Raw genomic sequence first — 20,142 nt, forward strand, 5'->3', positions numbered from 1 at the left:
CACCCACCGGTCATAACGGACTTCTACTGACATCCGTTACACAGATCTCCCTACAGGCCCGACTGCTCAGGCTGCCAGCCCGCCTCGGCCAACAAGCGCGTGATCCCGTCCCCGCTGACCGCCACCGCATCGACCCTTCACCCGTAGTGGTCGCTTTCACGCACGGTAGCGGACCTGGTGTCCGGCAGGCTGCTCCGACACTGATCCGCACCACGCGCACCTCCTCCTGTCACCACCCGACTGAGGTCAACTGGGCACATCGGATTCCGGCGATGACCCGAATCCGATTCCGGCCCCCGCCAGAAGGTGAGTGCTCGTGATCGCCAGACTGCTACCGATCGTCTTCGCCGGCCTGATGCCCGGCTTCCTCCTCGGCCTGTTCGCGTTCCGCGTCAAGTCCCGGTGGTGCCCCCGCTGCGGCGCGACCACCGAGGCCATCCACCGGAGCATGCACCGATGACCGCGCCCGGCCGCCACCGCATCGCCGACCAGCCCATCGGCCGGCGGATCGCCCAACTGCGCGCCCGGCGTGGCCTGACCCAGCAGGTCTTCGCCGACCGGATCGGCAAACCCCACTCGTGGGTCGACAAGGTCGAACGCGGCATCCGCTGCGGGTGTACCACCCCTCTACCTCCGCCGCAGGTACCGCCGTACAGATTCCTTCGGACACGGCTTATCCGGGCGTCAAGGGACTCGGCTGACCGCCGCCGCGTCGTCGATGTCCACGGCAGCTCCGCCGGTGGTCAGCCGTGCTGGACGAAGGCGATCTTCTCGTAGACGTGGACGGCCCGCACGGGTAGGGCGGGCCGTCCGTGCCACCCGGCCCAGTGCCGTCCGTTCACATCGTCGCAGAGGCTCTGGACGAGTCCGACGGATGTGCCTTGGTCTCCGGGCGGGCCGCCGCCGTACTCGTCGAGGTAGGCCGTCGACATGTCCTCGATGATGTAGAAGCCCGACGGTCGCACGTGGTCGACGAAGAGTGCGTCGAACGATGCCCGGATGTGCGCGTTGACGTGGCTACCGTCGTCGATGACGACGTCGAATGGCCCGTACCGGCGCCCGAGCTCCCGCAGGTAGGTCTGGTCGGACTGGTCGCCGCGGTGAACGTGGATTCGCGGCTCGTCGATCTGCTTCTCGGCGATGTCGAGGCCGTGGATCTGGCCACGCTGGAAGTAGTCCCGCCAGGTGCGCAGCGACGAACCTCCCCAGGTGGTGGAGTCGTAGCCGCCGATGCCGATTTCGAGCAGGTTGATCGGGCGGTCGCGGAGGTCGCCGAGATGCCGCTCGTACAGCGCGGCGTAGCCGTGTCCGCGACCCTTGTCGGTGTCGTAGACCCTGGCCAGCAGGGTCAGGTTGCGGCGCACGACAGGTGCCACGAGCCGTTGGACACGGATGACCCGCTGGTCACCGATGGCGTGCCGGATTCTCGCCCGAGTACTAAGCATAGACAGAACTATAGGCGGTTTTGCCCGTTTATGCGGGACAGTCAGGCAAAAGACCGGATCGACCATGCCGATCCCGGCTCCGCCGGCGGTGAGCATCCACCGCAGGATTCTGCCGTTCGACGGGGACAATGCGCCCGCAGTGATCATCACCAGACGATGCCGCCGGCCAGGGATACTGTCGATCACCGACGTGACGATCATCCACCAGATTGGGATCACGGCGCGTTCAAGATGCCCATCTCCAGAACCGCCTTCGGGCTGCGAAGTGCAAGTGGGCCAGCACGGCTTGTGGGTCGGGAAGTAGTCGGAGGCAGCGGCCTCGCGGGGGGGGCTCATCGGGCGCGGCGCCAGGGCGGCAGAGGCAGGGGGCAGAGCCGCAGAGGCAAGGGGCAGGGCGGGGCAGGGCGGTGGCGGCTCAGAGACGACAGCGCGCTCATCGCCACGCAAACCCCTGCCCGCTCATTTGCACCGACCATTCGAGACGATCGAGCAGCGGCCCTCGACCGGGATCGACCCCGCCCTTCTTCGGAGCCACACTCCCCATATCCTGCCAGCACATTCTACGAAACTCGATAATTGATTCACTGTCAAAAGTTTGTATTCAATCCGAACCGTCGCTCCCGCCGCTTATTCCGCAGATCAGCAGTGGCCCACCCAGTTACCGACGGATTGTTATCCAGGTCTATGAGGCGAGGTGCGGCGACCTGCGAGCATGGGCCCTCCGCCGGGCGTCCTTGGGCGTTGCCGCCGCAGGTCAGGGGCTCTACCCCGGGATAACCGGAGGTTCCTCGTCATACCTCGCATTTCGGGCCAACGAGCGCGGCGTGTGCTTTGCCGTACCGCCAGCACATATACCTGATTCGGTGGCGATACCGTCGACAATGGAACAGCTGGAATGGCAGCACCGCCCCCAGACACCCCGTGCGAGATGTCCGAAACATCCCGTACGGGGATGTTTTTCGTTCGTGGCAGACCGTCGGGTATGGTCGAGTGCAAACCCCCACCACAGACCTGGTTTGACTTGCCCACCGACCGTCCGACGACTCGATTTCGGTCGATGAACACCTGCCGTGTGCGTCGATTGGGACCAGCGTCACGACATTCGTTGGAATGGAGATCGTGTCCGCAATCGTCGTGAAATCGTTGTACAAAATCTTCGGCAAACGTGCTGACAAGGCGCTCGAGCGCCTCAAAACCAGCCAACCCGATGCTCCGGCGAACCTGGGCGGCGCCACCGCAGCCGTCGTCGACGCCAACTTCGAGGTCCGGCCCGGCGAGATCTTCGTCGTGATGGGGCTCTCCGGGTCCGGGAAGTCCACCCTGATCCGGATGCTGAACGGCCTGCTCACCCCGACCGGCGGCTCGGTCGAGATCGACGGCGTCGACCTCACCAAGCTCAAGCCGGCCGCGCTGCGCAAGCTACGCCGCGAGAAGGTCAGCATGGTCTTCCAACACTTCGCGCTGCTGCCGCACCGCTCGGTGCTGGAGAACGCCGGCTACGCGCTGGAGGCGGCCGGGCTGCCCCGCGCCGAGCGGCGGGAGCGGGCGATGGAGGCACTGCGCCTGGTCGGTCTGGACCGCTGGGCGGACAAACTGCCCCAGGAGCTGTCCGGCGGGATGCGTCAGCGGGTCGGCCTGGCCCGGGCGTTGGCGGCCGGCACCGACATCATGCTGATGGACGAGGCGTTCTCCGCCCTCGACCCGCTGATCCGCCGCGAGGTGCAGGACCAGTTGCTGGACCTGCAGGCTCAGCTCGGCAAGACGATCGTCTTCATCACCCACGACCTCAACGAGGCGATGCGCCTCGGTGACCGGATCGCCGTGATGCGCTCCGGCCGGATCGTCCAGCTCGGTACCGCCGAGGAGATCCTCACCGACCCGTCGAACGACTACGTCGCGCAGTTCGTGGCGGACGTCGACCGTACCCGCATCCTCACCGCCTCATCGGTGATGGAGCGACCGCTCGGCGTCGTCGACGTCAACTCCGGTCCCCGGGTCGCCGCCCGGATCCTCCGGGAGACCCAGACCTCCGCGATCTATGTCACAGGAAAAAACAAGCAGTTCCTCGGCACGGTCTCCGACGACGTCGTCGACCAGGCGGTCCGCGACGGCCGGCGGAACCTGCAGGACGTGGTGACCACCGACCACGTCCGGGTCGCCGGGGAAGACACCCCGGTCGCCGAGTTGTTCACCCCCTGTGCGGAAAGTTCGCACCCGCTCGCGGTGACCGACGCCACTGGCCGGCTCGCCGGCGTGATCCCCCGGATCACCCTGCTCACCGCGCTCGGCAGCATCGGCAGCGACGCCGGCAACGGGACCAGCGACGGCACCGGCGACGACGCCGAGCCGACCAGCACCAGCGAGGTGGGCACCATCACCGCGACAGTCCCCGATCAGGCGGCCCCGGCTGATGCAGTGTTGAGCCCGGAGGGAGACCGTTCATGAACGCCGCTGACGGCATTGACAGCATCCTCCCGTACGTCAAGATCGGCTCGGCGTTCGAGGCCGTCGTCGACTGGACGACCGAGTACCTGGGTGCGCTCTTCGACGGGATCTCGACATTCGTCGAGTCGCTGGTGGATCCCCTGGTCGACGTACTGCTCGCACCGCCGGCGATCGTCGTGGTGCTGATCTTCGCGGCGCTCGGCTGGTGGCTGCGCGGGTGGAAGTTCGGCATCGGCACCGCCGTCGGGCTCGGCATCGTCGCCGGCATGCCCTACTGGGAAGAGACCATGAGTACGCTGGCGTTGGTGCTGGTGGCGAGTGCTCTGTCGCTGGCGATAGCGGTCCCGCTCGGGATCCTGATCGCGGAGAACCAGCGGGCGGCGGCGGTGACCCGTCCGGTGCTCGACCTGATGCAGACGTTGCCGGCGTTTGTCTACCTGATCCCGGCGATCTTCTACTTCGGCATTGGCGCCGTTCCCGGGGTGATCGCTACGGTGGTGTTCAGTATGCCGCCGGGGGTCCGGCTGACCCAGCTGGGCCTGCGACAGATCGACCGCGAGGTGATCGAGGCCGGTGAGGCGTTCGGCGCGTCGCCCTGGGCGGTCCTGCTCCGTACCAAGCTGCCGCTCGCCCTGCCGACCATCATGCAGGGGGTCAACCAGGTGATCATGCTGGCGTTGTCGATGGTCGTCATCGCCGGGATGGTCGGGGCCGGCGGCCTCGGCGAAGTGATCAACACCGCACTCGCCCGGCTCCAGGTCGGCCAGGGCTTCGAAGGCGGCATGGCCGTGGTGATCCTGGCGGTGGTGCTCGACCGGCTGACCGACTCGATCGGGGCCCGTACCCGGTCGGCGAAGGCCCAGCGGGCGCTGCAGGAAGCCTGACCCGCAAGTCCGACCGGGCCGGCCGAGACCGGGCCGGCCCGAAACCGAACCAGAGCTGCACCGTATCCGAACCGAGATCCCGCAGGGAGGGTCACCGGTGCCGGCGCCCTGCCTCGCTGCCGCGAGTACGCCGGTGTAGGGCAACACGATGGAAGGACGACAACGAATGTTCCGCAACAACCCGCTACGCCGGGCCGCAGTGGCGGCCACCGCCGCCCTGGCCCTGGGAGTCGCCGCCTGCGGTAGCGACGCCGACAGCGACACCGGCAGCGACAACGGTTCCGACGCCGTCGACAAGAGCATCACCATCGGCTACATGGCCTGGGACGAGGCGATCGCCGCCTCCTACCTGTGGCAGAACATCCTTGAGGCCGAGGGGTACGAGGTCGAGCTGACCAACGTCGAAGCCGGCGTGGTCTACTCCGGTCTGGCCTCCGGCGACATCGACCTGTTCCTGGACGGCTGGCTGCCGCAGACGCACGCCTCCTACATGGAGGAGTACAGCGGCGACCTGGAGACGATCGGGGTCTGGTACGACAACGCCAGCCTGAGCATCGCCGTCCCCGCCTACGTCGACGGGGTGGACTCGCTGGCGGACCTGGCCGACAACGCCGAGCTGTTCAACAACGAAATTATCGGCATCGAGCCGGGTGCCGGTCTGACCGCCGCCACCCAGGACAACGTCATGCCGACCTACGGGCTGGACGACTACGAGCTGCGGACCTCGTCCACCCCGGCGATGCTCGCCGCGCTGCAGAGCGCGATCGGCGACGAGGAGCCGATCGTGGTGACCCTGTGGCACCCGCACTGGGCCTACTCGAACTACGAGCTGAAGGACCTGGCCGACCCGGAGGGCACCCTGGGTACCGCCGAGGAGATCACCACGCTGGCCCGGACCGGGTTCAGCGCGGACTTCCCCGAGGTGACCGCGATGCTGGAGAAGTTCCAGATGGACGACCAGCAGCTCGGTTCGCTGGAGGACCTGATGTTCAACGTGCACGAGGGTGACGAGCCGGCCGCGGTCGAGGCGTGGCTGTCGGAGAACCCGGACTACCTGTCCACCCTGGGTGTCTCCTGACCCGGAACGACTGACCGAAACACCGCGGACCGGGGTGTCCGGGCTGGCCTGACGGCCGGTCCGGGCACCCCGGTCCCGTCTGTCGTAAGCCCGGCAGCAGCCTCCGGCAGGCCGGCAGCAGCGCTGCTCGGTGGAGAAGTTCTTGCTTCTGATGCGCGGTGCGCAGTAGATTTTCCTGCATGAAGCGATGATGTCTGGAATTTTTGCCACCCCTCACCGGGGTGCCGTCCCGCCGAAAGGAGTTTTCCGTGGCCGCACGCTTCCGGGTCACCTACGCGACCCTGTCCGCTGACAACGAGGACCTGCACACGGCGTACGAGGACGGCGCGGACCGGGCGCGGGCCTGGCTGGGCCAGCGCCTCACCCCGGTGGTCGACGGCACCGCCCGGCCCGGGGTCGACCCGGCCGAGCTGGTCAGCCCCGGCGACGTGACGCTCAAACTGGCCACCGTCACCGCCGCCACCGACCAGGACGTCGACGCGGCGGTCACCGCCGCCCGCGCCGCCGCGCCCGGCTGGGCCGCGACCCCGTGGCCGGACCGGGTCGCGGTGCTGCGCCGGGCGGCCGATCTGATCAGCGAGCGCTCCAACGAGTACGCCGCGCTGATGAGCATGGAGGTCGGCAAGAACCGGCTGGAGGCGCTCGGCGACGTCGAGGAATCGGCGGACCTGATCCGCTACTACTGCGACATGTACGACAAGCATCACGGTTTCGACCAGCCGATGGCGACCATCGCCGCCAACGAATCCACCCGCAGCGTGCTCAAGCCGTACGGGGTCTGGGCGGTGATCAGCCCGTTCAACTTCCCGATGGCGTTGACCGCCGGGCCGGCCGGCGCGGCACTGGTCGCCGGCAACACCCTCGTCCTCAAGCCCAGCCTGCAGGGCACCTTCTCGGCCTGGAAGTTCTTCGAGTGCCTGGTCGACGCCGGGCTGCCGAACGGGGTCGCGCACTTCCTCCCCGGCGGCGACGACCCGGGCCGGGCACTGGTGGCGCACCCCGGCGTCGGCGGCCTCACCTTCACCGGATCGTACGAGACCGGCATGTCAATCATCCGGGCGTTCACCGGCGCGTACCCGAGGCCCGTCGTCTGCGAGATGGGCGGCAAGAACGCCGCCATCGTCTCGGCCCGGGCCGACCTGGACCGGGCGGTCTCCGGCGTCGCCCGCTCCGCGTTCGGCTTCTCCGGCCAGAAGTGTTCGGCCTGCTCCCGGGTGTACGTGGCGCGGGAACTCCACGACGAGTTCGTCACCCGACTCGCCGAGCGGGCCGAGTCGCTGGTCGTCGGCGACCCGTTGGCCCGTGACACGTACCTCGGTCCGGTCATCGACGCCGCCGCCGTACGCCGCTACGGCGAGGCCGTCGCACACGCCGCGACCGTCGGCCGGGTGGTCACCGGCGGCCAGGTGCTCGCCGGGGTCGACGGCCGCCCCGACGGCTACTACCTGGCACCGGCCGTCGTCGCCGACGTACCGCCCGACGACGACCTCTTCCAGCGCGAGCTGTTCGTGCCGTTCGTTGCGGTCAGCCCGGTCGACTCGGTCGACGAGGGCCTGGACCGGGCCAACAGCGTGCCGCTGGGCCTGACCGCCGGGTTCTTCTCCACCGACCAGGGCGAGATCGACCACTTCCTCGACCGGATCGAAGCCGGCGTCGTCTACGTCAACCGGCCGGCCGGCGCCACCACCGGCGCCTGGCCCGGGGTGCAGCCGTTCGGCGGCTGGAAGGGCTCCGGCAGCACCGGCAAGGCCGGCGGCGGCCCGTACTACCTGCAGCAGTTCCTCCGCGAGCAGTCGCAGACGGTGGTGGCCTGATGACAACGACCCCCGACTGGTTCGACCCGGACCGCCCGCAACCGCACCTGATCACCGAACTGCCCGGACCGCAGGCCCGCGAAGTGCTGGCCCGCGACCGGGCGGTGACCAGCCCGTCGCTGCCCCGCGCCTACGCGATCGCGCCCCGGCGCGGCCACGGTACCGTCGTCGAGGACGTCGACGGCAACCTGTTCCTCGACTTCAACGCCGGGATCGCCGTCACCTCCACCGGCCACTGCCACCCGAGCGTCGTCGAGGCGGTGCAGCAGCAGGCCGCGACCCTGCTGCACTACTCGGCCAGCGACTTCTACCTGCCGATGTACGGACAGATGTGCCAGGCGCTGGCCGAGACCGCACCGATGCACGGCCCGGTACGGGTCTTCCTGACCAACTCCGGGGCCGAGGCGGTCGAGGGCGCGCTGAAGCTGTCCCGGTACGCCACCGGCCGGCAGTACGTGATCAGCTTCTACGGATCGTTCCACGGCCGCACCTACGGGGCGATGACGCTGACCGGGTCGAAGTCCAAGTACCACAAGGGATTCGGCCCGCTGCTGCCCGGCGTGCTGCACGCGCCCTACGCCCCGGCGTCGCTGGACTTCATCGAGGAGGTGCTGTTCGAGCACCAGGTGGATCCGAGCGAGGTCGCGGCGATCTTCGTCGAACCGATCCAGGGTGAGGGCGGCTTCATCGTGCCGCCGGCCGGCTGGCTCGCCCGGCTACGGCGCATCTGCGACCAGCACGGGATCCTGCTCGTCGCCGACGAGGTGCAGTGCGGCATGGGCCGCACCGGCCGGATGTGGGCGATCGAGCACACTGGCGTACAGCCGGACATCCTGATCAGCGCGAAAGGCATCGCCTCCGGCCTGCCGCTGGGCGCGTTCCTGGCCCGAGCCGAGCTGATGGAGGCGTGGGGTCCGGGCGCGCACGGCTCCACCTACGGCGGCAGCCCGGTGCCGTGCGCCGCCGGCCTCGCCACCCTGCGGGTCATCCAGGACGAGAGCCTGCTGGACAACGCCACCGCGCAGGGTGAGTTCCTGCTCGCCGGGCTGCGCGAGCTGCAGCAGGCGTACCCGCGGCTGCTCGTCGACGTACGCGGGGTCGGCCTGATGATCGGCGTCGAGTTCCCCACCAGCGAGATCGCCGGCCAGGTGCAGCAGGCGGCCTTCACTCGCGGCCTGCTGGTGCTGGAGGCCGGCGTCAACGCGGTACGGATGTCGCCACCGCTGGTGATCACCCGGGCCCAGGCGCAGACCGGTCTGCGGCTGTTCGGCGCCGCCGTCGCCGAGGTCGCCGCCGACGGTCAGGCCGCCGGCAACGGAAAGGCCCCAGCCGGCGGGGCGGTCACCGTACCGGGATGAGCCACGTCTTCGGCCGGGTGTCCGACGACGCGCCACGGATCGCCTCGGCGTCCGGCGCGCAGCTGTGGGACACCACCGGCAAGCGCTATCTCGACGCCGCCGCCGGGGCGATCGTCGTCGGCGTCGGTCACGGCGTCACCGAGGTGGTCCGGGCGCAGGCCGAGCAGGCCGGCGCGGTCGCGTACGCGCACGGCTCGATGTTCCGCGCCGACGTGCTGGAGGAGTACGCCGCCGAGCTCGCGGCCGTACTGCCGATGGACGATCCGTTGGTCTTCCCGGTCTCCGGCGGCAGCGAGGCGGTGGAGACCGCGCTGAAGATGGCCCGCGCCTACCACCTGGCCCGGGGAGAGGACCGGCACCTCGTCGTCGGCCGGGTCGGCTCCTACCACGGTAATTCCCGGGGCGCGTTGGACGTCTCCGGCCGGGCCGGGCTGCGTGCGCCGTACCTGCCGTGGCTGGGGCAGGCGGTGCACACCTCGACCCCGTACGAGTACCGCTGCCCGTTCCCGGACACCCATCCGGTCGGCTGCGGGGCGCGGCACGCGGCGGCGCTGGCCGAACTGTGCCGGGCCCGGCCGGTCGCGGCGTTCATCGCCGAGCCGATCGCCGGGGCCGGGCTGGGTGCCTGCGTCCCACCGGACGACTACTGGCCGGCCGTCGCCGAGGTCTGCCGCCGGTACGGGGTGCTGCTCATCGCCGACGAGGTGATGACCGGCTTCGGCCGCACCGGCACCTGGTTCGGCGTCGACCACTGGGGGGTACGCCCGGACATCCTGGTCGCGGCGAAGGGAGCCAGCTCGGGCTACTGGCCGCTGGGGCTGGCCGTCGCCGCCGGCCCGGTGCACGACACGATCGCGCGCACCGGTTTCACCCACGGCTTCACCTACTCGCACCACCTGGTCGGCGCGGCCACCGGCCGGGCGGTGCTGCGGGTGCTGCGCGAGCGCGACCTCGTCGCGGCCGGCCGGCGGGCCGGCGAGTCGCTGCGCCGGGCCCTGCGCCGGGAGCTGGCCGACTCACCGTACGTCGGGGACGTCCGCGGTCGCGGTCTGCTGGTCGGCGTCGAACTGGTAGCCGACCGGCAGACCGCGCGGCCGTTCGGCCGTACCTCCCGGGTCGCCGAACGGGTCGTCGCCGCCGCCCGGCACGCCGGTCTGCTGCTCTACAGCGGCACCGGCTGCGTTGACGGCGTCGACGGTGACGTGATCCTGCTCGGCCCGCCGCTGGTCGTCTCCGCCGACGAGGTCGAGGAGATCGCGGTCGGTACGGCGGCGGCGATCCGCACCGTGACGGAGCGGGCCGAGGCGGGGTAGCCGACCTTCGCGGAACAGCCGGCCCCGCCGGCCCGAGCCGGGACGCGGGTCAGAAGTCGTCGTCGAAGGTCACCGAGCCGGTCACCCCGACCTGGTACGCCGACACCCGCCGCTCGAAGAAGTTGGACAGCTCCTGCACGTCCTGCAGCTCCATGAACGCGAACGGGTTCTTCGACCCGTACATCGGCTCGATGCCGAGCACCGCGAGCCGCCGGTCGGCGACGTGCTGCAGATACTCCCGCATGTCGGCCAACGACATCCCGGACACGCCCTGGTCGAGCAGGTCCGCGGCGAACTGCACCTCGCACTCCACCGCCTCGGCCAGCATCTGCCTGACCTGCTCCTCCATCTCGGAGTCGAACAGCTCCGGCTCCTCGGCGCGGACCGTGTCCACCACGTCGAAGGCGAACGCCATGTGCATCGACTCGTCCCGGAACACCCAGTTGGTGCCCGAGGCGAGACCGTGCAGCAGCCCCCGGGAACGCAGGTAGTACACGTACGCGAAGGCGCCGTAGAAGAACAATCCCTCGATGCAGGCGGCGAAGCAGATCAGGTTGAGCAGGAAGGCCCGCCGGTCGGCGCGGCTATGCAGCTCCCGCAGCTCGAAGATCGAGTCGATCCACCTGAAACAGAACTCGGCCTTACGGGCGATCGACGGAATGTTCTCCACCGCCGCGAACGCCGCGAACCGCTCCCGCTCGTCCGGCACGTAGGTGTCCAGCAGGTTCAGGTAGAACTGGACGTGCACCGCCTCCTCGAACAGTTGCCGGGACAGGTAGAGCCGGCCTTCCGGGGAGTTGACGTGCTGGTAGAGGTTGAGCACCAGGTTGTTCGCGACGATGGTGTCGCCGGTGGCGAAGAACGCGACGAGCCGGGACACCAGATGCCGCTCGGCCGGCGACAGCCTGGCCAGGTCCGGCAGGTCGGAGTGCAGGTCGACCTCCTCCACCGTCCACGTGTTCTTGATCGCGTCCCGGAACCGGTCGAAGAACTGCGGATACCGCATCGGCCGCAGGGTCAGATCCATGCCGGGGTCGAGCAGCAGCTGCCGCCGATCCGCGCCGGTCGTCGCGTCGCTGGCGGCGGCGGTCGCGGTGGCGGTGGCGGTTTCGGAGACGGTGGCGGTTTCGGAGACGGTGGCGGTTTCGGAGACGGTGGTCACTGGCAGGCCTCACAGGTTTCGGGGTTTTCCAGGGAGCAGGCCGACGCCTCGTCGTCGCTGGTCGCGATGACTGGCCCGGGGGTCGGCCCGGCGGTCGGCGCGATGCCGACGGTGGCCTGCTGGATCCGGGTCGCCGGGCGCGACCGCAGGTAGTAGGTGGTCTTCAGCCCGGACTTCCAGGCGTACAGGTACATCGAGGACAGCTTGCCGATGGTCGGCGCGCTGAGGAACAGGTTCAGTGACTGCGACTGGTCGACGTACGGCGCACGGGCGGCGGCCAGGTCGATCAGCGCCCGTTGCGGCAGCTCCCATGCGGTACGGAACAGCTCCCGCACATCGGCGGGCAGGTCCGCGACGCCCTGCACCGACCCCTCGGCCCGCTTGATCTGCTCCCGGACCAGTGCCGTCCACAGCCCGCGCGCCTTCAGCTCGCCGACCAGGTAGGTGTTGATCTGCAGGAACTCCCCGGACATGGTTTCGCGTTTGAACAGGTTGGACACCTGCGGCTCGATGCACTCGTAGCAGCCGGCGATCGAGGCGATCGTCGCGGTCGGCGCGATCGCGACCAGCAGCGAGTTCCGCAGACCGTGCGCGGCGATCGTCGACCGCAGCCGGGCCCACCGCTCGGGCTGGCCGACCTCGGCACCCCACAGGTCCGGGTGCAGCTCGCCCCGGGCGGCCCGGGTCTCGGCGTACGCCGGATGCGGGCCGAACCGTTCGGCCAGCCCGGCGGAGGTCTCCAGCGCGGTCAGGAAGACCTCCTCCTGGACGCGGGTGGACAACTCCCGGGCCGGCGCCGAGTCGAACGGCAGCCGCAGCGTGAAGAACGCGTCCTGCAGGCCCATCAGCCCCAGCCCTACCGGCCGCCAGCGCGGGTTCGACGCCGCCGCCTGCGCCGCCGGGTAGTAGTTGATGTCGATCACCCGGTCGAGGAACACCACAGCGGTACGGACCGTGGCGCGCAGCCTGTCCCAGTCGACGCCGTCGGCAGTGACGTGCGCGCCGAGGTTGATCGACCCGAGGTTGCACACGGCGGTCTCGTCGTCGCTGTTGACCTCCAGGATCTCGGTGCACAGATTGGACAGGTGGATCGTGTTGCCCGGCTCACCGGTCTGGTTGGACAACCGGTTCGCGGCGTCCTTGAACGTCATCCACCCGTTGCCGGTCTGCGCCAGGGTGCGCATCATCCGCCCGTACAGGTCGCGGGCCTTGACCGTCCGGACCGCCTTCTTCTCCGCCGCCCGGTACGCCTCGTCGAACGCCTCGCCGAACAGGTCGGGCAGCTCCGGTGCGTCGGACGGGTCGATCAGCGACCAGTCGGCGTCCGCCTCGACCCGGCGCATGAACTCGTCCGGGATCCAGTTGGCCAGGTTCAGGTTGTGGGTACGCCGGGCGTCCTCACCGGTATTGTCCCGCAGCTCCAGGAACTCCTCGACGTCCGGATGCCACGGCTCCAGGTAGACGCAGGCGGCGCCCTTGCGGCGGCCACCCTGGTTGACCGCCGCGACCCCGGCGTCGAGCGTCTTGAGGAACGGCACGATGCCGTTCGACCTGCCGTTGGTGCCCCGGATCAGCGCGCCCCGGCCACGGATCCGCGACCAGGAGATGCCGATCCCGCCGGAGAACTTCGACAGCTTCGCCACCTGGTGGTAGCGCTCGTAGATGGAGTCGAGCTCGTCGCGCGGCGAGTCGACCAGGAAGCACGACGACATCTGGGTGTGCCGGGTGCCCGAGTTGAACAGGGTCGGTGAGCTGGGCAGATAGGCCAGGCTGGAGATCAGCCGGTAGAAGTCGACCGCCTCGGCCGGCGTCTGGGACAGCCCGCATGCCACCCGCAGCAGCCAGTACTGTGGCGTCTCCACCACCAGCCGGGTCTGCGGATGCCGCAGCAGGTAGCGGTCGGCCACCGTACGCAGCCCGAAGTACTCGAAGCGCAGGTCGCCGTCGCCGTCGCCGTCGACGGCGTCGTCGAGTTTGCGGGCGTTGCGGGCCACGAACGCGGCGGTGTCGTCGCCGATCAGCCCTAGGCCGTGGGCGTAGCGGATGGACTGGCTGAAGCTGGCCACCTGCTGGCCGCGGACCTCCTTGTCCACGTAGGCGGCGAGCAGCCGGGCCGCCAGTTTCGAGTACTGCGGCTCCTCGCCGATCAGCTCCGCCGCCGTCTGGATGGACAGTTTGTCCAGCTCGGCGGTTGTCGCCCCGTCGTACAGTCCGCTGATCGTCCGGGTCGCCACCCGCAGCGGGTCGACCTCGGCCAGGTCGGCGACCCAGTGTTCGACCGCCTTGACGATCTTGTTGACGTCCACCGGTTCGGTGTCGCCGTTGCGCTTGCGTACCTGCATCGGTTCCCCTTGTCGTGCCTGTCCACCGGTCGACGGACACACGGGGAGGACGCCACCGGTCGCCCACCTGGCGGTCTGCTCCGCCGGTGTGGACCGGTCGTCGGCGTCGGCCGTCCCGCGCGGCCTTCGACCACCGCACGCGACGCGTGCGGCACGCTGGCAGGTCTTCGGACTCGTGGGCGTCGTGCTTGTACCTACTGGCCGTCGCTTCCCGGACCCGCCGCGGGTCCAGTGCTTGGTGACGGCGGTCGTTCCCACTCACCGCTGCGGGGCAGTCCCGGACTCACACCGGGTTCCCTCTTGCCTCGACCACCACCGAGGGGCGGCCGAACCAGCTGCGGGGTACACCATATATGGGAGCAAGCTAGAAGACGCAACACCAGATACTGTGTTCGGCGTGTCGCGGCGTCGGGTCGCACCGGGTACGCGGAGGAGGAACCGTCGGGTGAGAAGCGTGCTATGGGGCCTGTCCGGGGCGGTGCTCGGCACCCTCCTCGTCGGGGTACTAGCGACGGCTGCGGGAGGTGAACCGGTCAGCGATCCGCTGTCGCCAGACCTCGTAACTCGGCAGCGCACCGTCCGGTGACAGATCGGTCTCCGATCGTTCAGCGATGTCGGCCGCCTGTTCGACGCTGGTGCCGCACAGCACGGCCACCGCCGTCCGCGTGTGCGCGTTGACCAGCCCTGCCCGGTCGCGAGCCAGCGCGGCGAAAGCCGCGCCCTGAGCCAGGAAGGAGCGATGCTCGCCGCTGAGTTGCCACAGCCGACGCAGCGCCGGCTCACTCACCCCGCCGGTGTAGGTCGCCGCGTAACCGACGCCGCTGACCAGATCGTCGTGACGGTCGGCCGGGAACCGCCCGACGGTCGCGATCACCCGATCGACGTCGGCACCCTCCACGAACCACATCGCCCGGCCGGTGCCTTGGTCAAGCGCGCGATCCAGGTAGTGCCGGAAGTCTCCGTGCGGCCATCCCGCCACGTCGGCCCGGTACTGCTGGCGAACATGCCTGATCGGGTCGAGGGTCGCCCGGTGAAAGCCGAGGCCATCGACTGCCAGCCAGTGCAGCACCGGGTCGGCGGGCAACACCGACCGCCACCGGAACCGGGGCAGCCGGCCTATCGCCCGCCCGACCCCGAAGTAGATCAGGAAGCGATGTGCCGCGCCGCGTCCAGTCAGCAGTCGGCCCACCCGACGGGTCCGGGTCGGGGCCACCGCGTCGAGCATCGCGTACGCCGCCGCGGCCCCCTCGTACGCGAAGCTTTTGAAGTCCCGCGCGGTGCGGTCCAACCGAACCTCCAGCTCGCCGACGCTGGTCGAGTCCAGGGCCGCGTCGAAGCCGGCCTGTACCGTGCGGTCCACCATCTCGAAGACGCTTCGGGTAGTGGTGTCAGCCAGGCCAGTTCCACGACGGACGGCCACCGTCCCGTCCGGGGTGAGGGTCAGCAGTCGGCGGCGCAGTGATCGCCATGAGCACGGCATGTTACGACTCCAGGATGTTCGATCTGGTAGCGATGTACCCATCGTCTGGAACCGGGTGCCGCCGATCTTCTCCGACTTTGCGAACGCCGCGGTTCGCTGGCTATCGGGTCGGCGACGGCCGCCAGCCCGGCAGCGAGACGGTGTCAGCCAGCGCCCGCAGCACGTAGGGCATGGCCACCCGCTGAAAATCGACGTCCGGCGCGTGCTGGCGCACCCGACCTTCCAAAACGAGAAGCGCCAAGATCGGATAGACGAACTGGACATCTGCGTAGAGGCCGCGCGTGCGTTGGGCGGCGAACATCCGGTATGCGAAATCCGCAAGGTTGAATTCACCTGCGGGCCGGCCAGCCGCCGCGACCACCAGCGCCGCGATGTCGCAGCGGAACCCGACGAGGTCTGCCGGGGGCTCGACCCGGTCGGCCGTGGCCAGGAGAATTTCGGCGCACCGGTCACCCGCGCCGGACGCCATCGCCTGGAAGAACTCCGCGAAGGCCCGCCGGGCGATCGGGGTGAGCTCGTGAACGAAGCCGGCGTCGAGCACGGTCACCCGGTGCGCTGCCAGATGTAGGTTGCCGGGGTGCAGGTCACAGTGCACGAATCCGTCAACGAAGACCATCTGGAAGGCTGCCCGCATGGCTGTCACCAGGGCCGTCTGCGGAGGCGCGGCGGGGAGGCTGAGGCGGATGTCCGACAGGTATTCGGTCACCAGCACCGTCCGGTCCGACAGTTCGCGGTACACGCTGGGCACCCGTACCCCATCGAGATGCGCCAGGTTTCGGCGGAGCCGGCGCAACGCATCAGCCTCGGCGCACAGGTCGAGCTGCCGACGTATCGCGGCACCGAGCTGGTCGACGAGTTCCACCAGTGGTGCGCGCCGAAACCTGGGCAGCGTGCTGACGCCGCGGGCGGCCACGCGTAACAGCGCGAGATCCGTGTCGATCACGGCATCGATCCCGGGCCTGATCACCTTCACCGCGACCTGTTCTCCGGTTCGGAGCCGGCCCCGGTAGACCACCGCGACGCTACCTGCGGCTACTCGCCGCAGACCACCGACACCGCCATCGAGTGCGGCACCGACGCTCCCGGTGATCGGCGGCCGGATCGACGGCGGTGTGACCTTGTCGAACAGCCGACCAAGCCGCGCGGCCACCGCGGGTGGGACGACGTCGACCCGGGTGGCGAGGATCTGACCGAATTTGATGTACGTCGGACCGAGTCGCTCGGCCGCGTCGGCGAGCAGGTCACCGGCCAACCGCTGCCAGGCGTACCGGTCGGCTAGACGTCCCCGCAAACCGGCCCCGCTGAGTGCGACCGCAGCCCGAAGGACGATGCGCGTCAGGTGACCGCAGATCGTGAGCACCCGGACCGCCGGATGATGGCGGATCGGCCGACGCGGTCGACGGTGCGCGCCCTGGCTGATGAAGGCAAGCGAGAACGGCATTGTTCCTCCTCCTGGTCGTGACGACCGTTCTCGAGGTCGTCGCGGATCAGGCTAGGGTTGCGTCGCCGATCTCCCATACGGCCACGACAGAGATGGGCAAATTCTCGGCTGATCCACCGCCAGACAGCTATCCCGGCGCCTCGAACCGCCGCTGTTTCTGCGTTCTTGCTAGCTCACCGTCCAGTACTGGACGGCCAGCACGGCGATGGCGAAATCTGGTGTCAGCGCGCAACCGGTGCACCGGTCGGCGAAGCAGCGACCGGCGAGACCTCCCCGCATCGGAGTGCCTCGACTCCACCGGCGCGCACAAGTCACGTCAACCACTTAGTCGGAACCGCTCACGCAGCTCGACGCGGTTCTCGAGGGCGGTAAGCGAACGATCAGTTTCTGCTTCCGAAACGCGCCGCCATCTGAATAGGTCCGGCACCACGACAGCCACACCAGAGAAAGGGTGATGTGAGAATGACGCTTCAATCGGTCAGCGCCACCACCGGCGGCGCTGGAAGCGCTCCGGAGTGGGAGCACTACCTCGAGGGCGATCCCGCGCTACTCAACAGCGAGTTCGGCGACATGCTGGAGCGCGGCGCGGTCCGGCTCGACGCTCGCACTGACGAGCAGGTCGAGTACGAGGCCCTGCACCACCGGGACCCGATGATCCGGGAGCAGTCGCTGTACCAGGCGATGGACCGGCGGCTCAGCGGTGCCGTCGACCTGCTCGCCGAGGCGGTCGCCAACGACTCCGACCGGCAGGTCCGGTGGAACGCGCTCTGGGCCCTGGAGAAGATCGGCGGCACCGATGCGCTGCGCGTGCTGGACCGGCACGCCAACGACGACGACCCGGATGTCGGCGAGTGGGCCCGGCTGTTCGGTTCGGAACTGCGCACCGGCCTGCCGTCGTTCGACAACCGGTCGTTCACCTACGACTCGAGTCGGACGTTCGACGAAACCATCCTGCTGAACATCCACTGCGACGTCTACGTCGCGTTGGACGAAAGCGGCCGCAACTGGGGCAAGATCACTCTCTCGCCGCAGGGCCTGGCACGCAGCTACGGGCAGGCGCACGCATGCCCGAACGTCGACACCCGGAACCAGAAGCTGATCATCAGCAAGACCCTCGACGGCCTGCATGAGGACGGTTCGCCGCACACCGAGAACTTCGTGTTCCGCGGCCTGACCAACCACGCCAACGCCGGTCGTGGCAGCTTCTACTTCGAATCGCGAGGGCTGCGTCCGGTCTTCCTCTCCGGACGGGCCGACGACGACTCGCTGGGTCACCGCAACGAGATGGTCGCGGCCAAGCGCTCCGGTGAATGGACGCTGGACCCGAACATGCTGATCAAGGGCGAGCCGGCGATCCGCTACGTCCGCGGGCGAGTGCACACCTGGGGCTACCTCAACTTCGACACGATGCGGGGCAGCTCGCTGGAGGATGTCCTGTTCCCCGGCAACAGCATCCTGGGAACGTTGGACACCCCGACCGGGCCGCTGGCCAATGCCTTCATCGTCGGAACCTTCAAGGGCAAGCTGGTCGACTGGAACGGCGACGGCGCCATCGACGCGAACTCGCTCGACATCTACTCGACCCGTGACGGTGACGTGGACTCCGACCAGGACGGTGTCGCCGACATCGAAGGCGTGCAGTTCTGCCCGCGTACCAACTGGATGAACTGACCAGGATTTCCCCACGACCGGGGCGGGCGACGTCGCCCGCCCCGGTTCCTGTCGTCGGGCACCACGCGGTTGCACCCAAGCCGATACCCGAATAAACCACCTCGGGGGAACTATCAGCATGTTGGTCCTTATCGCCAGTATTGACACGGACTGCCACCGGTCGAAAGCGGGCCCACTCCTCGGGAGTTACCCCGACTTTCAACCGACAGGAGCGGCGTGACCTGCGAATATCAACTGTCGACGGGAACTCGATGAAGCTTGCGCGCAGGCACCCGGCCCAGCCGAACATCCCCACCCCGCGGGTTCACGACCACCACGGGAGTCGATGCCTCGACACCTTCTGATTCGCTTGCACAGCAGTAGCCATTAGCAAGATTCCATCTATTACGAGGGCTAGGCGCGGTGTTGACTGACATCCAACTCAGCCCACCCGGTCAGGCGACGACCGATCCGTATGGCTTGCTCCGGCCAGGCAAGCCTCGAGACCCTCGCCCCGACCTCAACCATGAGGCGACCGGTGGCCAGGTCCGGACGCAGAGCAGGCGATGAAACGAGCAACCACGCCATCGCCCAGGCCCTGCCCGGAAAAAGAGGAGGCACATTCATGACAATCGCCACGGTCTCGTCGGTAAAACAGGGAGCAAATTGCATGGGCTGCACTCAAATCGCCGCATGCACCGCCGTGACAGCTTGCCTCGGCAGCCCAACCGACAGCGCCCGGATCGATTCGGTCGCACGCGCCGTCGCGTACATGACCGAGAACCTCTCCGAGCCGCAGCGCCTATCCGACATCGCCCAGGCCGCACTACTGAGCCCATTTCATTTCCACCGCGTTTTTCGTTACCTGACGTCCACTACTCCGGCCCGTTTCCTGGCCGCACTCAGAATGGCCGAGGCCCGGCGGCTGCTGTTGACAACGGACCTGAGCGTAACCGAGATCTGCATCGAGGTGGGATATTCCAGCCTTGGCACCTTCATCGGTCAATTCAGCAAACTCACTGGTATGTCGCCGCGCCGCTTCCGGGTGGCCCTCGCCTCGTTCGGCAGAGTCCGGCTCATCGATCTCGTCACCCACCTCGACAACGGGCTCACCGCCCCTGGCCCGGTCGGCACGGTGACCGGCGGCCCGGCAGAGGGCGGTTGCGCGGTGCTGGCCATGTTCCGATCCGACGCCGAAACTGACGCCGACACACCCGTCGGATACAGCGTGCTGCGGACGAACCGCCTCACCCGGATCGCGCCGATGCCCGACGGCACCTATCGGGCGGTGGCGCTGGGCTTCCACCCTGGCGCGCGGCTGACCGACGTGCTAGCCCGGCCGGCGGTACCCGCAGACTTCATCGGGCTGTCCGGGAGTCCGATTGTGATTAGAGACGGCGGCTCGGTTCGGGCCTTTCAGATCGCCCTGAGACGGCCGCGGCCGATCGATCCGCCCGTGGAGTTGACCCCCGCGCTGCTCCGGCTCGTCCTGGACCGGGCGGCACCGGGCAGCGTAGACGCCGGCGGGTGCTCGACCGGCTGTGCGAGCGCCGGCACCCCGGCCTGAGCCGCGTACGACGATCCGAGGACACGGGGCAGGGCCGGCTCGGTGCGAGCCTGCCCTGCCCCGATGACGCTGGCAGCTACCATCCCCGATGGTCGGTCGAGACCTAGGGCGTGTATCAAAGTCGGCCGTGGGCGGGTGACGACTTTCGGCGTGTCGCTGCCCG

General features: G+C 68.8%; 14 protein-coding genes, 1 pseudogene and 1 riboswitch. Of the genes and pseudogenes, 10 read left to right on the forward strand and 5 right to left on the reverse strand.

What is annotated here, in order from left to right:
* Nucleotides 1-316 precede the first annotated feature (316 nt).
* Complete coding sequence (locus ACFHWS_RS27280; protein WP_289211320.1) at nucleotides 317-460, forward strand: hypothetical protein; 144 nt, start codon at nucleotides 317-319, stop codon at nucleotides 458-460.
* 20 nt (nucleotides 461-480) lie between these two features.
* Nucleotides 481-609 (forward strand): annotated as a pseudogene (locus tag ACFHWS_RS27285) (helix-turn-helix domain-containing protein); the annotation flags it as partial.
* Nucleotides 610-743: 134 nt separating this feature from the next.
* Here the strand turns inward: ACFHWS_RS27285 and ACFHWS_RS27290 are convergent.
* Nucleotides 744-1,445: a hypothetical protein gene (locus ACFHWS_RS27290; RefSeq protein WP_416569443.1), complete on the reverse strand. Its 702-nt coding sequence runs from the start codon at nucleotides 1,443-1,445 to the stop codon at nucleotides 744-746.
* A gap of 1,110 nt (nucleotides 1,446-2,555) precedes the next feature.
* Between ACFHWS_RS27290 and ACFHWS_RS27295 the strand changes: the two genes are divergently transcribed.
* The 6 genes from ACFHWS_RS27295 to ACFHWS_RS27320 all read left to right on the forward strand — a co-directional run bounded on the left by ACFHWS_RS27295 (nucleotide 2,556) and on the right by ACFHWS_RS27320 (nucleotide 10,337).
* The gene (locus ACFHWS_RS27295; protein WP_416557282.1) at nucleotides 2,556-3,890 is read left to right on the forward strand and encodes a quaternary amine ABC transporter ATP-binding protein; all 1,335 of its coding nucleotides are present in this window, start codon (nucleotides 2,556-2,558) and stop codon (nucleotides 3,888-3,890) included.
* Nucleotides 3,887-4,774, forward strand: coding sequence for an ABC transporter permease (locus ACFHWS_RS27300; protein WP_416557281.1), 888 nt, complete (start codon nucleotides 3,887-3,889; stop codon nucleotides 4,772-4,774). The genes ACFHWS_RS27295 and ACFHWS_RS27300 overlap by 4 nt, the downstream gene beginning before the upstream one ends.
* 166 nt (nucleotides 4,775-4,940) lie before the next feature.
* Nucleotides 4,941-5,852, forward strand: coding sequence for a glycine betaine ABC transporter substrate-binding protein (locus ACFHWS_RS27305; protein ID WP_416569444.1), 912 nt, complete (start codon nucleotides 4,941-4,943; stop codon nucleotides 5,850-5,852).
* Between the two features lie 248 nt (nucleotides 5,853-6,100).
* Nucleotides 6,101-7,666, forward strand: coding sequence for an aldehyde dehydrogenase family protein (locus ACFHWS_RS27310; protein ID WP_416569445.1), 1,566 nt, complete (start codon nucleotides 6,101-6,103; stop codon nucleotides 7,664-7,666).
* On the forward strand, nucleotides 7,666-9,024 hold the full coding sequence (locus ACFHWS_RS27315) for an aminotransferase class III-fold pyridoxal phosphate-dependent enzyme (RefSeq protein ID WP_416569446.1): 1,359 nt from the start codon (nucleotides 7,666-7,668) through the stop codon (nucleotides 9,022-9,024). The genes ACFHWS_RS27310 and ACFHWS_RS27315 overlap by 1 nt, the downstream gene beginning before the upstream one ends.
* Nucleotides 9,021-10,337 carry an aspartate aminotransferase family protein gene (locus ACFHWS_RS27320; RefSeq protein WP_416569447.1) on the forward strand — a complete coding sequence of 439 codons (1,317 nt, stop codon included), beginning with the start codon at nucleotides 9,021-9,023 and terminating at the stop codon, nucleotides 10,335-10,337. The genes ACFHWS_RS27315 and ACFHWS_RS27320 overlap by 4 nt, the downstream gene beginning before the upstream one ends.
* Nucleotides 10,338-10,386: 49 nt before the next feature.
* Here ACFHWS_RS27320 and ACFHWS_RS27325 read toward each other — a convergent pair whose 3' ends face one another.
* The 4 genes from ACFHWS_RS27325 to ACFHWS_RS27340 form a co-directional block, all read right to left on the reverse strand.
* Nucleotides 10,387-11,499 (reverse strand): ribonucleotide-diphosphate reductase subunit beta, encoded by a 1,113-nt coding sequence (locus ACFHWS_RS27325; protein ID WP_416569448.1) that lies wholly within the window; start codon nucleotides 11,497-11,499, stop codon nucleotides 10,387-10,389.
* Nucleotides 11,496-13,841, reverse strand: coding sequence for a ribonucleoside-diphosphate reductase subunit alpha (locus tag ACFHWS_RS27330; protein ID WP_416569449.1), 2,346 nt, complete (start codon nucleotides 13,839-13,841; stop codon nucleotides 11,496-11,498). The genes ACFHWS_RS27325 and ACFHWS_RS27330 overlap by 4 nt, the downstream gene beginning before the upstream one ends.
* A 140-nt stretch (nucleotides 13,842-13,981) precedes the next feature.
* Nucleotides 13,982-14,192: riboswitch (cobalamin riboswitch) on the reverse strand.
* A 154-nt stretch (nucleotides 14,193-14,346) separates the two neighbouring features.
* Entirely contained in the window at nucleotides 14,347-15,363 is a 1,017-nt protein-coding gene (locus ACFHWS_RS27335) for a DUF1702 family protein (protein WP_416569450.1), read from the reverse strand.
* A 58-nt stretch (nucleotides 15,364-15,421) separates the two neighbouring features.
* Nucleotides 15,422-16,762 carry an ABC1 kinase family protein gene (locus tag ACFHWS_RS27340; protein WP_281551665.1) on the reverse strand — a complete coding sequence of 447 codons (1,341 nt, stop codon included), beginning with the start codon at nucleotides 16,760-16,762 and terminating at the stop codon, nucleotides 15,422-15,424.
* Nucleotides 16,763-17,224: 462 nt separating this feature from the next.
* Here ACFHWS_RS27340 and ACFHWS_RS27345 point away from each other — a divergent pair, with 462 nt between their 5' ends.
* Together ACFHWS_RS27345 and ACFHWS_RS27350 are read left to right on the forward strand one after the other, a co-directional pair.
* Nucleotides 17,225-18,433 carry a HEAT repeat domain-containing protein gene (locus tag ACFHWS_RS27345; protein WP_416569451.1) on the forward strand — a complete coding sequence of 403 codons (1,209 nt, stop codon included), beginning with the start codon at nucleotides 17,225-17,227 and terminating at the stop codon, nucleotides 18,431-18,433.
* Nucleotides 18,434-19,037: 604 nt separating this feature from the next.
* Nucleotides 19,038-19,979, forward strand: a complete 942-nt coding sequence (locus ACFHWS_RS27350) for a helix-turn-helix domain-containing protein (protein ID WP_416569452.1) — start codon at nucleotides 19,038-19,040, stop codon at nucleotides 19,977-19,979.
* Nucleotides 19,980-20,142 lie beyond the last annotated feature (163 nt).

It is taken from the genome of Micromonospora sp. LOL_013 (assembly GCF_048060315.1).
Classification (GTDB): domain Bacteria; phylum Actinomycetota; class Actinomycetes; order Mycobacteriales; family Micromonosporaceae; genus Micromonospora_E.

Bases quoted from the DNA above. Each gene is read 5' to 3' on its own strand.
- ACFHWS_RS27350 (WP_416569452.1), top strand. From the start codon at position 19,038: ATGACAATCGCCACGGTCTCGTCGGTAAAACAGGGAGCAAATTGCATG.
- ACFHWS_RS27320 (WP_416569447.1), top strand. From the start codon at position 9,021: ATGAGCCACGTCTTCGGCCGGGTGTCCGACGACGCGCCACGGATCGCC.
- ACFHWS_RS27300 (WP_416557281.1), top strand. From the start codon at position 3,887: ATGAACGCCGCTGACGGCATTGACAGCATCCTCCCGTACGTCAAGATC.
- ACFHWS_RS27290 (WP_416569443.1), bottom strand. From the start codon at position 1,445: ATGCTTAGTACTCGGGCGAGAATCCGGCACGCCATCGGTGACCAGCGG.
- ACFHWS_RS27340 (WP_281551665.1), bottom strand. From the start codon at position 16,762: ATGCCGTTCTCGCTTGCCTTCATCAGCCAGGGCGCGCACCGTCGACCG.
- ACFHWS_RS27305 (WP_416569444.1), top strand. From the start codon at position 4,941: ATGTTCCGCAACAACCCGCTACGCCGGGCCGCAGTGGCGGCCACCGCC.
- ACFHWS_RS27345 (WP_416569451.1), top strand. From the start codon at position 17,225: ATGACGCTTCAATCGGTCAGCGCCACCACCGGCGGCGCTGGAAGCGCT.
- ACFHWS_RS27295 (WP_416557282.1), top strand. From the start codon at position 2,556: ATGGAGATCGTGTCCGCAATCGTCGTGAAATCGTTGTACAAAATCTTC.
- ACFHWS_RS27335 (WP_416569450.1), bottom strand. From the start codon at position 15,363: ATGGGTACATCGCTACCAGATCGAACATCCTGGAGTCGTAACATGCCG.
- ACFHWS_RS27330 (WP_416569449.1), bottom strand. From the start codon at position 13,841: ATGCAGGTACGCAAGCGCAACGGCGACACCGAACCGGTGGACGTCAAC.
- ACFHWS_RS27315 (WP_416569446.1), top strand. From the start codon at position 7,666: ATGACAACGACCCCCGACTGGTTCGACCCGGACCGCCCGCAACCGCAC.